The 13,454-nt window shown below is 44.7% G+C and carries 13 protein-coding genes; 7 read left to right on the top strand and 6 right to left on the bottom strand.

From position 1 onward, the window contains the following. Positions 1-35: 35 nt before the first annotated feature. Positions 36-779 (bottom strand): hypothetical protein, encoded by a 744-nt coding sequence (locus BCU94_RS12890; protein ID WP_102440155.1) that lies wholly within the window; start codon positions 777-779, stop codon positions 36-38. Positions 780-959: 180 nt separating this feature from the next. On the opposite strand from BCU94_RS12890, the gene BCU94_RS12895 reads away from it, so the two are divergent. Together BCU94_RS12895 and BCU94_RS12900 are read left to right on the top strand one after the other, a co-directional pair. Continuing rightward, positions 960-1,499, top strand: coding sequence for a DUF2780 domain-containing protein (locus tag BCU94_RS12895; protein WP_102440154.1), 540 nt, complete (start codon positions 960-962; stop codon positions 1,497-1,499). 133 nt (positions 1,500-1,632) lie between these two features. Continuing rightward, on the top strand, positions 1,633-2,082 hold the full coding sequence (locus BCU94_RS12900; RefSeq protein ID WP_102440153.1) for a TerB family tellurite resistance protein: 450 nt from the start codon (positions 1,633-1,635) through the stop codon (positions 2,080-2,082). A 58-nt stretch (positions 2,083-2,140) separates the two neighbouring features. Here the strand turns inward: BCU94_RS12900 and yjeH are convergent, their stop codons facing one another. Then, positions 2,141-3,415 (bottom strand): L-methionine/branched-chain amino acid transporter, encoded by a 1,275-nt coding sequence (yjeH, locus tag BCU94_RS12905; RefSeq protein WP_102440152.1) that lies wholly within the window; start codon positions 3,413-3,415, stop codon positions 2,141-2,143. 140 nt (positions 3,416-3,555) lie between these two features. Between yjeH and BCU94_RS12910 the strand changes: the two genes are divergently transcribed. From BCU94_RS12910 to menE, 5 genes are all read left to right on the top strand, one after another. Further along, complete coding sequence (locus BCU94_RS12910; RefSeq protein ID WP_102440151.1) at positions 3,556-3,990, top strand: Lrp/AsnC family transcriptional regulator; 435 nt, start codon at positions 3,556-3,558, stop codon at positions 3,988-3,990. Between the two features lie 179 nt (positions 3,991-4,169). Then, entirely contained in the window at positions 4,170-5,897 is a 1,728-nt protein-coding gene (gene menD / locus BCU94_RS12915; protein ID WP_102476596.1) for a 2-succinyl-5-enolpyruvyl-6-hydroxy-3-cyclohexene-1-carboxylic-acid synthase, read from the top strand. Beyond that, the gene (menH, locus tag BCU94_RS12920) at positions 5,897-6,667 is read left to right on the top strand and encodes a 2-succinyl-6-hydroxy-2,4-cyclohexadiene-1-carboxylate synthase (RefSeq protein ID WP_102440149.1); all 771 of its coding nucleotides are present in this window, start codon (positions 5,897-5,899) and stop codon (positions 6,665-6,667) included. The genes menD and menH overlap by 1 nt, the downstream gene beginning before the upstream one ends. 11 nt (positions 6,668-6,678) lie before the next feature. Next, positions 6,679-7,857: an o-succinylbenzoate synthase gene (gene menC / locus BCU94_RS12925; RefSeq protein WP_241905001.1), complete on the top strand. Its 1,179-nt coding sequence runs from the start codon at positions 6,679-6,681 to the stop codon at positions 7,855-7,857. A gap of 1 nt (position 7,858) precedes the next feature. Next, entirely contained in the window at positions 7,859-9,427 is a 1,569-nt protein-coding gene (gene menE, locus BCU94_RS12930; protein WP_102476597.1) for an o-succinylbenzoate--CoA ligase, read from the top strand. A gap of 125 nt (positions 9,428-9,552) precedes the next feature. Here the strand turns inward: menE and rpoH are convergent, their stop codons facing one another. The 4 genes from rpoH to ftsY form a co-directional block, all read right to left on the bottom strand. Continuing rightward, positions 9,553-10,416, bottom strand: a complete 864-nt coding sequence (rpoH, locus tag BCU94_RS12935; protein WP_102440147.1) for an RNA polymerase sigma factor RpoH — start codon at positions 10,414-10,416, stop codon at positions 9,553-9,555. A gap of 255 nt (positions 10,417-10,671) precedes the next feature. After that, a complete protein-coding gene (ftsX, locus tag BCU94_RS12940) occupies positions 10,672-11,637 on the bottom strand; it encodes a permease-like cell division protein FtsX (protein ID WP_102440146.1) in 966 nt (321 codons plus the stop codon). Further along, positions 11,637-12,329 carry a cell division ATP-binding protein FtsE gene (ftsE, locus tag BCU94_RS12945; RefSeq protein ID WP_076538182.1) on the bottom strand — a complete coding sequence of 231 codons (693 nt, stop codon included), beginning with the start codon at positions 12,327-12,329 and terminating at the stop codon, positions 11,637-11,639. The genes ftsX and ftsE overlap by 1 nt, the downstream gene beginning before the upstream one ends. 6 nt (positions 12,330-12,335) lie before the next feature. After that, the coding region (ftsY, locus tag BCU94_RS12950; RefSeq protein WP_102476598.1) for a signal recognition particle-docking protein FtsY at positions 12,336-13,454 on the bottom strand (1,119 nt) is incomplete at its 5' end.

Genomic DNA, 13,454 nt, shown 5'->3' on the forward strand with positions numbered 1-13,454 from the left:
TTCGGGCAACTCCTCAAGGCTATCAACTCACTTAATTAGATTTCGGTATGATCGCTGTTGGTATCATCTTCGCTAACATCAGTGCTGCGATTAACCATATACAATCTGAATAAAGCCACGTTTACAAACAGGCCTAAGAATGCGAATACAGTGTCGATGATCACCTGTAGTGGAAAACCGCCAAATTCAGCGAGAGATAATACCGTACCGCCCACTAATGACAATGGAATATACATCATCAAAATAGCCATTGTTTTCAGCACAATAGGAGATGAAAACTTAAAGCTGTTCTTAATGGCTTCTAGTGGCGTTAGGCGCTCTACAATCACCATAAAGTTTACGTAAGCTAAACGGGCAAATAAATAGAAGCTTATCGCCAAACCTACAACCCAAAACGGCCCAAACACAGCAAACAGCATTACCGGCGCTAAAATCGCTAAACCAGAAAACACCCCAGCTAATAATAGCGGCGGCACGAAAGTGAAGCTGTTTTTCAATATCATCCCAGGGGTCACTTCATGACCACGAGATCGCACCTCTAGGTACAAGGTTAGCGCCGAAATCAACAGTGAAAAAATCAGCAATAACGCCATCATCGCAGCGCCATGCATTGCACCAAATTGTGGTACTTCTACTTCTGCTTGGGCTGCCAGTTCACTGCCTAACCATAATTGGATCACGACTTGGAGTAGCAGCAACGGTACTGTTAATGATGCTAATTGTACAATGTGGTTACGAAAGAAATTATATGCTTCAGTCAAAATTGCAGACAATGACATGGGGGTTCCAATAATCAAAAAAAGATAAATATACTGCTAAGGATACCGAAAAAAGCAGTTTTTTGCACAATTGATATCGTCATTAGACTGAAGTTCCCTAAATCAATTGTCACAATTTTGTTAATAGCGTTACAATGTTAACCAAAGTATCCAATTATTATTACCTACAGGACGGCCACAATGAAAATGACTCCCGCAGTAAGCCTTTTATTAACCGCATTTGCAGTCACCACACCCGCTCAAGCTGGATGGTTAGATAACATTTTTGGTAGTGATGAAGAAAAAGTTGAAACCGTCGCCGCTACTGAAGCGGTTGCTGATGCACAATCAACTGATTTAGTTGGTAATGTCATGTCACAGCTGGGGTTAAACCAGCAGCAAGCTGAAGGTGGTTTAGGGGCATTGCTAAGCTTAGCGCAATCTAACTTGGGCGATTCAGACTTTAGCCAAATTTCAGATAGCATTCCCGGTACTGATGCGCTATTGGCAGCAGTGCCAGCACTATCTTCAGATTCAGGTATGACAGGGTTATTGTCTCAAGCTGGTGATATTGGTAAGTCACTTGAAGGCGCGAGCATGGTATATGACACCTTTGAAGCACTTGGAATTAAAAAAGAATACGTGGCGCCTATGGTCGATATTGCCAAGTCTTATCTAGAAAGCAACGGCTCTGAAGGCACAGTTGATATGTTGATGAAAGGCCTTGGTTCAATCATGTAACATTTGCGGTATCGTTAATGGATTAATTTTAATTAATGCCGAGCCATTCGCTCGGCATTATTGTCTCTGTTAAGCTAAAGTCATCACATAGGCTGACACAGCTGCATACATCGTTTTGTTTATTGGAGGCAATATGATTGCTAAATTAAAACAGTTCTTACAATCCCATACCCAAGCGACCACCCCAGAAGATCAAGCGCGTCAGCTTAATCTCGCTGCTGCCAGTTTATTACTTGAAGTCATGTACGCAGATGAAACCCTTGATGAGCAAGAGGTGGCCATGTTGCCAGCTATGCTCACTAAGAATCTCGGTTTGACTCTGCAAGCCGCTGATGAGCTCATCGCTGAAGCCAAATTGATTCAAGGCAATGCCACCTCATTGTACGAGTTTACCGCTGAAATAAACGCCCAATGCTCCATCGCCCAAAAACAGAAACTGTTACTGGGGATGTGGAAGCTTGCCTACTCCGACGGCAAACTGTGCCGCAATGAAGATCAAATCATTCGCCGCACCGCAGATTTGCTGCATTTAAAGCACAGTGAAGTTATTCAAATGCGTAATATCGCCATGGAGCAACGTTAAGGGCTCTTTGAGGGCCTAACTCGCGTCGAGGTAGCCTCACAAAATTAAGCTCTTATAGCTAATCACTTATTAGCGCCTTACGAGTTAAATGATTTTTCTGCCAATAGATGAAGGGCGCAACGGTCAGCACTAAGATGCACGAATACCACATATTCTCAGCGAGTGCGTAGCCCACTCCAATACAAAATACACAGCCCGCCACCACCAAAGGTAAGTAAGCTTTACTGAGTAACTTTGCCGCTGACAACATGGTTAATAAATAGATAATCACAAACACCCCATTACTCCAGGCAATCAGATCTTCAAGTTTCTGCTCAGTGATAAATGTCAGTACAATAACCATCACCATAGTCACTAAAATGGTCACCAATGCCCGCAAAGGTACGCCGTATGAGTTCAATTTTTCAAAATACTTGGGCAATATTCCTTGCTGGCTAAAACTCCAAAGTAGCCGCGCTGCACTGGCACAATATACATTTACCGTTGCCAAGCCACTTGCTATGCCTAATACACCGATAACTTGCGCCCCAATGGCAGGCACACCCAAACCGCTCAATAGCTGATTAAAAGCATGCACCATTGCAAGGCCCTCAGCTTCAGCTGGCACAATTAATAACAACAAGGTGCACACCAGATAAATAATCCCCACCAACACAGTGCCTAACATCATTGCTGGTAACATATCTTTTTTCGGGTCGCGAAAGTCATTGGCTAAATGGGTCATGGCTTCTATGCCTAAAAAGCTCCAAAAACCGATGCCCATGGCTAACATCACGCTCGCCGCTTCTGGTTTAGCGACTGCAGAGAGCGAGGTTAATTGCCCAAGGTTGGCGCCGCTGCTGCCAAATAGCACAGTCACTACAGCCACAATGGCCAGTGTTAGCCCAAACTGTAATTTGGCAGACACTTGAATGCCGCGATAATTAAGCAGCAATAACACAGCAACAATGGCGATTTCGGCGGCCAATTGCCCCCAACCTGTTATAGCAACCAGCGCATCCATAAATTGAAAGGTCATTAAAATGGCTGCGGGGGCGCCAATGGGGATCACTAATAAAAAAATCAGCCCTATGGTGCGCCCTGCTGTGATACCAAAGGCTTTTTCAATAAAATAAGCTGGCCCTGCGGCATGGGGGAAGCGACTTGCCAGCAAGCCAAATACCACTGCCACCGGCAATATGGCGACTGTGAGTATAATCCACGCCAGTAAAGCGCCACTCCCAGCCACCTCTATGGTCATCTGTGGCAATATAAATACCCCAGTGCCCAGCAAAGTGGTGGCCATCAGTCCTGCGCCTTGCCAGCGCCCTATGCTTGCTGTAATTTGATTCATTGTCTTTATCTATAGTGATATTTAGTAAGAGTATAAGCTGATAGCGCTTGTCAAACTGCAGCATATCACCTGCAAGATCACCGAACAAACCGACAAAATGACGGCATTTAGCTCAATAACCAACATAATGAGGGTTAGCCTTGGACAAGTTCGATCAATTAATCATTAACGCATTACGCCTTAATGCCCGCCAAAGCATTTCAAATATTGCTGAGCAAGTGAGTTTATCTCGCAGCGCAGTCACTGAACGCATCAAAAAGCTAGAACAAACCGGCGTGATCCGTGGTTATCAAGTGCTATTGAGCGAGTCACAAAAAGAAGGCGTTTCAGCGTATTTCGAAATCCAGCATGAACGCGCTAATTGCGCTGATGTAGTCCATGTTTTTCACGCGATTCCTGAAGTGATCACGTGCCAAGGCATTACCGGCGAAATGGATTTATTAGTGTATGTGAATGCCCCATCAATGAAGCGCTTACATCAAATTCGGGAATACATTGATGCCCAAGCCGATATCGTTAAAATCAAAACCCACGTGGTGATGAGTGAATGGATTAATAACCAGCCCAGTAATTAGGCTATTAGGTTAAATCAAAGTCGCTAGCTTGAATTGTAGCAATTTATCTGTTCCCCTTTACTGGCGCTATTTTTAGCTTATCAAGCTAGCTTTTTATAATTTTCCAACCGAAATCTTAGATATAGCAGCTTGATAGCGTTACACTTCTTAGTAACTGGTTTTCTATTAGGTTTATCAACATGCAATCACAGCCGACATCTGACATCAATTTACTTTGGGGCGCACTCATTTTAGAAGAGTTAGCCAGACTGGGTGTTAAACATGTTTGTATGGCGCCAGGCTCTCGCTCAACCCCATTAACCTTAGCCGCAGCGGCGCAGTCAAGCTTGCAATCTCACCTTCATTTTGACGAACGTGGGCTGGGTTTCATGGCGCTGGGCTTAGCTAAAGCCAGTCACAGCCCGGTGGCCATCATCACCACTTCTGGCACTGCGGTAGCGAATCTGTATCCCGCCATTATTGAAGCTTGGCTTACTCAGGTGCCACTGATTATTTTAACTGGCGACAGGCCGCCTGAACTCATTGGCTGCGGCGCTAACCAAGCCATTAATCAGCCCGCCATTTTTGCTGATTACGCTAAGCAAGTGAATTTACCGACGCCGGATCTTGCCATCAGCCCTAATACCTTGCTCACCACCATTGATGAAGCAGTGGCAAATTTAACCCAGCCAGTACATGTCAATTGCATGTACCGAGAGCCTCTGTATCCCACAGAGCTTCAAAGCCTAGGGCAATTAGCCCAATCAATGAGTGATTATGTAACGCCAATTACGCCATGGTTAAACCACTCTCACCCTTACACGGATTACGGCCAGTTAGCTCAAACCAATCTGCCTAGCCAAGACACTATGATGCGTTTTGCACACGGCAAAGGGATCATTGTGGCGGGAACCTTATCCCCCCAAGAAAACCCAAAGCAAATTATTGAATTATCTCAAAAACTGGGTTGGCCAATAGTCGCCGACGCGCAATCACAACTGAGGCAGCACCCCAGTGTTATTGGCCATATCGATCAACTGCTGCTAAATCCTAAAGCCAGTAAATTTATTGAACAAGCTGACCGCATTTTGGTGTTTGGTGGCCGCTTTATCTCTAAGCGTTTAATCAGCTTTATTGCTAATCATCAATGGCATAGCTATTGGCAGGTATTAGCAAACCAGCAACGACTGGATCCAAACCATCAATCAAAACGAATTTGGCAAGCCAGTATCACTGCCATGTGCAATAACAATTGGCCTCGCTCCTCTGCAGCTAATTGGGCGTTAAGCTTAGTTGAGCACAATCAAAACATTGAAGCATTACTGACGCAGCATATTGATCAAAGTAGTTTTGGTGAGCCGCAAGTGGTTCGGCATATCGCTCAGCAGCAAAGCGCATCACATCAATGGTTTATTGGTAATAGCTTGCCAATACGCTTATACGATATGTATGCACCAATCATTTGCGAGCTACCCGATATTTATACTAACCGCGGCGCATCGGGTATTGATGGCTTAATCGCTACCGCAACTGGGGTGGCATTAGCCAATAATCAGCCTACCACCTTGCTTATTGGGGATATTTCCAGTTTGCACGACTTAAACTCACTGGCGATGACCAAACACGTTAACAGCCCGTTTGTGATTGTGATTTTAAACAATGACGGCGGTAATATCTTTAACCTGCTGCCGGTACCCAATGATGCCGTTCGAGAGCAATATTACCGCTTAAGCCATGGCTTAGAATTTGGCTACGCAGCAGCCATGTTTGGTCTGGCCTATAATCAAGTGGATAGTTTAACGAGTTTTAATGAAGCCTACGCCGATGCGATGGGATATGCAGGCACCTCAGTCATTGAAGTGAATGTCAGCCCAACTCAGGCCAGCGATCAGATTAAACTCATCGGACAATGGGTGAGGCAGCACTAATGCCAATAATTAATCGTTTTGGCGACACCAATTTACCAGCACTGGTATTATTGCATGGTTTTTTGGGGTCAAAAGAAGACTGGCAAGCAAGCTTACAGATTTTAAGTCAGCACTTTCACTGTATCTGTATCGACTTACCAGGCCATGGTGACAATCAGCTAGAATTGCCAACCCCAGGCTTTGAAACGGCGGCGCAGTCTATTGTCGATAAAGTCATCCAGCTCGGTTATAGCCAATTTCATTTGTTAGGTTATTCATTAGGTGGCCGTATTGCACTGCACATTGCCAAGCTTTACCCCAAAGCAGTATTAAGTTTATTGCTGGAGTCTGCGCACTTAGGCTTAACCAGCAGCCGCGACAAACAAGCACGCCTCAAGCACGATCAAAAGTGGGCCGATAAGCTCGCCGTCGAACCTATTAGAGACTTTCTCGAGCAATGGTATCAACAGCCAGTATTTGCTAATTTAACCACGGACGCTAGAAAAAACCTGATTGCGATTCGCAGTAAAAACAATCCCCAAGCGCTGCTGCACTGTTTTAAAAGTACCTCGCTAGGGTTACAACAAAATGGCGAAAAAGTGCTGAAGCAATTACACTGCCCCGCCTACCTGTTAGTGGGAGAACAAGACAGTAAGTTCAGTCAACTTGCCCAGCAGTGGCAGCAAAAACTGCAACTTAACACAGTCACCATTGCTCATTGCGGTCACAATATCCATAAAGCGCAACCTAAGATGTTTGCCGCTAGGATCATCCAACTTTTAACCCCTTAAGGACATCATTCATGGCAACCGCTAACAGTAATAATAACCAGGTTTTAATGAATGCCCCACGTATTAGTCAGCTTGAGTTATATCGTTATCAAATTAACTTGGCCCCCCATTTACCCGTAGCTAAACAACGTATTGATATCCGCCACGGCTTAGTCATTGCAGCAAGTCTAACTAGCGGCCAACAAAGCTTTGTTGAAATAGCGCCACTGTCTGGCACTGACATTGAAGGCGTGGCGCTCAGCGGTTTTAGTCATGAATCACTTGACGCAGTTATCGAACAACTCACCACCCTATTACCACGCTTAATAGGCAGTAGCCTTACTCAAATTAATGAGATATTGGCATCTGCTGAGCTTTATCCATCCGCTGCATTTGGCTTAAGTTTATTAGCCCTTAAGCTTGATGGCGGGTTTGATCATCCCCAATATGATTATGCTCAATCAATGCAAAGTAAAATTGGCCTTTTCTATTATCAACCAGACTCAGATCTCAATAAGTTACGAGCAAAACTGGCCCAATTAGATAAACGCAGCTACTCAGTTAAAGTGAAAGTCGCCCAAGCCAGTATCGAGCAGGAAATAAAATATATTCATCAAATACTTGAGCTTAATCCAAAGCTTAAACTCCGTTTAGATGCCAACCAAGGCTTTACACCTGAGCAAGCCATTGAGTTTCTAGCGTGTTTGCCTAAAGCGGCCATTGAATATATTGAAGAGCCATGTAAAACCCCAGCAGAAAACCAACAGGTTTACCAAGCCCTTAAAATTCCTTTTGCTTTAGATGAAAGCTTAAACGACAGCAAGTATCAATTTGACATGCTTGAAGGTCTAACCGCGCTGGTAATTAAACCCACCATCATAGGCAGTATTAATCAATTAACAGGGTTAATTACCACGGCCAATAGCCATGGCGTGCGCTGCATTTTAAGCTCAAGTTTAGAGGCAAACCTTGGGATTAATGACTTGGCTAAATTAAGCTATATGCTGACTCCAGATGAAACCCCAGGACTCGATACCCTATCAAGCTTTAGTGAACCGCTTATTGATGAACAAGGGCAACTGAATAAAGCGGTTTGTGTGCTACTGCAGCGCGAAACGATTTCTGAAGCGACGATCAATCAAGACGCTGATCTCACCCAAGCTGCAGCTCTCAATCAAGCATCGATCCTTATTGCCGATAGCGAGCATTAATATGAATAACATGATATCGCCGCTGCACCAAACTGCTATTGAACATCCAAATGCAGTGGCAATCATCTTACCGAATAGCGCCGCTGAGCTCACAGCGGGTTTCAATAAAACCGCCAGTGCATCAACTGCGAGTAACGATACCCAAACCGCCATTAGCTATGCTCAGTTAAGTCAGCTGGTATTAGCATTGGCGCAGCAACTTAGCGGCCAAGGGGTTGCAAAAAATCATCGACTGGCCTGCATTAGTCGTAATAATCTGGAAATGATTTGCCTGTATTGGGCCTGTATTGATTTAGGGGCATTATTTTTTCCGATATCACCCCGTTTTCCTGCTGCGCAAATAAGCCAACTATGCCTGCGTTTTAACATCAATTACTATTGGTCTGAGGCTGATTTAACACCGCAATTAGCATCAGTATTAGCCACACAGGCACAGCCGCAACCTATCACAACTGAGGTGACATTTAAGCTTAACCTAAATACCAGTAAGCCACTCAGGCCCTTCGCTATCGACGCTAGCCAGCCAGTGAATGTTATTCTGACCTCTGGATCAAGTGGCACCCCAAAAGGAGTGGTTCATAGCCTTAGTAATCATATTGCTAGCGCCAAAGGCTCAGCTGAAAATATCAACCTAGATAAAGGGGATAGCTGGTTATTATCATTACCGCTATTTCATATTGGCGGCCTCGCCATTGTTAATCGCTGCGCCATCGCCGCTGCCACCATAGTACTCAGTACCGAGCAGCCTCTTGTTAAGCAATTAGCCCAAACGCCATTAAGCCACTTATCGTTAGTATCAGCTCAACTAAGCCAGATTTTAGACACTGATGCGACAGTACTTAAACATGTAAAAGCATTATTGCTCGGTGGCGGCGCGATCGATCTGCTACTGGTTAAACAGCTAGCTCAGTTACACATCAGCGCTTTTTGCAGTTACGGCATGTCAGAGATGAGCTCACAAATCACTACCGCGGCCATTAATAGCGCTAATCATTTAGGTACAGCGCTGCCACAGCGGCAATTAAAGCTAGTTGATGGGGTAATTTGGGTCAAAGGCCCATGTTTATTTTTAGGCTATTTACAAGCAAGCCCTGATCACACCCTAAGCGCTTCACAGCAGCGAGCAGAGCCCATACTTGAGCGTCCTGTTGATGAGAACGGTTGGTTTTGCACTAATGACCAAGGCCAATTTGATGACCAAGGTCAGTTACATTTACTGGGCCGCGTAGACAATATGTTTATCTGTGGTGGTGAAAATATTCACCCAGAAGAAATTGAAGCCGCCTTAAGGGCTCACCCTGATATCGCTCAGGCCATTGTGTTTGGCCAATATGATGCTAAATTTAGCTTGCTACCAGCAGCAATTATTCAATTTAAAGCTCCCCAAGCCCAGCTAACAACCGAGGTTATTGGCAGCATTGAAGCACTGCTATTAAAGTTTATCGCTCGCTTTAAGCGCCCGCGTCACTATTACCCTTGGCCCGATAATATTGAGTCCGCCAGTTTAAAAATACCTCGCAAACAGATCATTGCTGCGGTTAAGAGCCAATATAACCTCGACTCACTTTAGGCTGTTTTATCACGGCTTTCAGCTAATAACAGCTTTAGTTGAAAGCTAATTTTTAGCCACAAAAAAACCTGCCGTAGCAGGTTTTAGTTTTTAGCGAGATTGAAGTGAATCAACCCGAGGCTAAGTTAGATTTCCATACAAGATTTAAGCTTGGTCATGGCATTCTTTTCAAGCTGTCTAATGCGCTCTGCAGACACTTGGTAAGTAGCGGCTAATTCTTGTAGTGTTGTCTTGTCATCATCTAACCAACGCGCTCTTAAAATATGTTGGCTACGTTCATCAAGGGTTTTAATTGCCGAGAATAAACGCGCTTGAGAGTCTGACTCCCAATTTTGATTTTCAACTTCAAGTGCAACATCGGAAGAATGATCTTCTAAATAATGAACTGGGGCAAAATCCACACCGCTGTCATCATCATTGTCGCTGGCTAAATCAAATGCAGGATCTTGAGCCGCCATACGCGACTCCATCTCAGTGACGTCTTTTTTAGACACCCCAAGGTTTTCGGCAACCATGCCGACTTCTTCATCACTAAACCAGCCTAAACGCTTTTTGGTTTTACGAATGTTGAAGAATAATTTACGTTGCGCTTTGGTGGTGGCAACTTTCACAATACGCCAGTTTTTAAGCACGTATTCATGAATTTCAGCTTTAATCCAATGCACAGCAAAAGACACCAAGCGCACACCAACACCAGGATCAAAACGTTTTACCGCTTTCATCAAACCAATGTTGCCTTCTTGAATAAGGTCCGCCTGTGGCAAACCATATCCTGAATAACCTTTAGCCACATGCACTACAAAGCGCAGGTGCGACATAATCAGTTTTTTTGCCGCTTGTAGATCGCCAGTTTCTTGCAAACGCTTGGCTAACTCATGCTCTTCTTCGGCCCCAAGCATTTCGATGCCTGTGACTGACTGCATATAAGCTTCTAAGCTGCTACTACCTCTAGGGACAGTAAGTGACATAGATTGCGATTGAAAGGCCATTGGCGCTCCTACATTAACAACATTAAAACGGTCTATTGCTCATTATACAGCTAGCTGGCGGCAATAGCTTGTGAACTATCTATGATATGGCGACATATGTCAACATGGCGACCAGATTAGTTGGTGCACATTTTTTGTGCTAATTTATACTCGACTGAAAACACATCGATTACAAGTTAATAAAAATTCATCAAAGCCGCGATCAACTTAGCTATTACGCGATCAATTTAGCTATTAAATGATACCAACCAAGCCCTAAGAAGGTTCAATGGCACGTAAATGCTGCCTTACCGATAAGTATGAACCTAGCCAGCCTAAAAACGAGGCAAGTAGCACTAACTTAATTAGCTCAGAGAAACTCAAGGCTTGAATTTGCAACTGGCTACCATAAAGACCTAACAACTCAGCTAAAGCAGAATCAAGATACCAGACTAATAAATTGATAATAACCCAAGCTAACACGCCGCCAATCACCCCATACCAAATACCGGTATAAAGAAACGGCCGTTGAATAAAAGACTCTGTGGCGCCGACCAGTTTCATGACTTCAATTTCAGTACGGCGATTCATAATGGCTAAGCGAATAGTATTGCCAATCACTAACACCACTGCTAATACCAATAACGCAGCAATGGCGAGTACCGTGCGCTCAATTAACCTGACCATGGCTTGCAGGCGCTCAAGCCATTCAATATCTAAACGGCCAAAGCTCACTTCAGGCTCACGCTCAAGCTTTACTAATAGTTGTCTTGCCCCTTCAGGGCTCGAGTGACGCGCCAAAGGTGTTACCACCACCACGGCTGGCAACGGGTTACTATCAAGGTAAGATAATGCTTCGCCAAAGCCTGATAAGCGCTGAAACTCTTCTAGCGCTTGCTCGCGGTTTATATAGTCAACCGCATCAACTTCAGCGTATACATTAATACGGCGGATTAAATTTTGAATAGATTGCTCACTGCGGCCTTCGTTAATAAATAACGATATTTCAGCAGCATTATTCCATGACTGGGTGATGTTCTCGGCATTTTTAACCAGTACTTGCAAAGCTGCAGGTAAGCTTAAGCTCACCCCAAGTACCGCCATGGTCATCACAGAGGACACCGGGTTGCGCCACAGCTCGCCCACACTCGCCATTGCTTGCTGAATGTGGCGCACAAAAAACATCACTACTCGACCCGTAAAAGGCAGCTTACTGGCGGTAATTTTAACTTTTCTGGTCATTATACTTGCCCTTCTGTGGTCGCAGAATAGAGCTCGTCATTGCCAAGCATTTTGCCCTGACGCAGGGTTAAGGTGCGGTATTTCATCCGGGCAATCAAGCCTAAGTCATGGGTGGCAATCAGCACGCTAGTGCCAGAATCATGGAAGGTTTCGAATAATCTTAAGATATCCATCGATAACTTAGGATCTAAGTTACCTGTGGGTTCATCGGCCAGTAATAAAGGCGGTTTGTTGACAATGGCGCGGGCAATACCAACACGTTGTTGCTCACCGCCAGATAGCATGATGGGTAAATGACGCTCTTTGCCATACAGCCCCACCATGTCGAGTGCGCCAGCAACTCTTTTGCGGATCTCGCCGTGGGAGAAGCCTTCAATCACTAATGGCAGCGCAATATTATCAAATACGCTTTTATCCATTAATAAGTGGTGGTTTTGAAAAATCATGCCGATATTGCGACGTAAATACGGCACATGCTTTTTCCCTAACTTGGCAATATCATGACCATTAATCGATACTTTACCGGCACTGGCTCGCTCAATCACAGTGATCAATTTGAGCAAGGTACTTTTACCTGCGCCAGAATGTCCGGTTAAAAAGGCCATTTCCCCTTGTTGGAGGTGAAAATTAACTTCTGAGAGTGCTTTTTGGCCACCCGGATAAATCTTACTGACTTGCTCAAACTGGATCATAAATGACTATTCTGCCTTTTCCTGACTAAATAATGCTTCGATGAAATCGCTGGAATTAAAAGTACGTAAGTCATCAATTTGCTCACCAACACCTATGTGTCGGATCGGAATATTAAACTTATCAGCAATGGCGAAAATAACCCCACCTTTTGCAGTACCATCTAATTTACTAATGGTGATCCCCGTTACCCCAACGGCTTCTTGGAATAACTGCGCCTGGCTAATGGCATTTTGCCCGGTACTTGCATCTAGCGTTAGCATCACCTCGTGAGGCGCATTAGGGTCTAATTTTTTCATGACGCGAACAACTTTTTTCAGCTCTTCCATCAAATGACTCTTATTTTGTAAACGCCCTGCCGTATCGGCAATCAGTACGTCAACATTACGCGCTTTGGCAGCTTGTAATGCATCAAATAATACCGAGGCACTGTCTGCGCCGGTATGTTGGGCAATCACTGGGATGTCATTACGTTGTCCCCAAACCTGTAATTGCTCAACGGCTGCTGCACGGAAGGTATCACCAGCCGCTAACATGACAGATTTGCCTTGTTTTTGATACTGTTTTGCTAATTTACCAATGGTGGTAGTTTTACCCACGCCATTGACGCCGACCATTAAAATAACAAATGGGCCGTCTGCATTTTCAGGCACTAAAGGGACTGCCACTGGATCGAGAATAGTTTGTAATTCGTCTCGTAATAAATCATATAGCGCTTCGGCATCTTTAAGTTGCTTACGTGATGCTTGTGAGGTCAAATTATCAATCAGGCGAGTGGTGGTTTCGACGCCCACATCGGCAATCAATAATTGCTCTTCGAGTTCTTCGAATAAGTCATCGTCAATTTTTTTACCGCGGAAGATCCCCATAAAGCCGCTACCAATGTTTTCACTGGTTCGCAGTAATCCACGCTTTAAGCGGGCAAATAAGCCCTCTTTTACCGGTTTAGCCTGAGGCTCATCCACTTGCTCTTGCTCAACGTCTGCCGCTTCGGCTTCTGCTGCCAATCGAGCTTGTTCTTGGTCAGCAAGACGTTGCTGCTCTGCTGCACGTTCAGCTTCTAATGCAATACGCGCCGCTTCGGCTTCTGCTGCCAATCGAGCTTGTTCTTGGTCAGCAAGACGCTG

This window comes from Shewanella sp. 10N.286.52.C2 (assembly GCF_002874545.1).
In the GTDB taxonomy this organism is placed as follows: domain Bacteria; phylum Pseudomonadota; class Gammaproteobacteria; order Enterobacterales; family Shewanellaceae; genus Shewanella.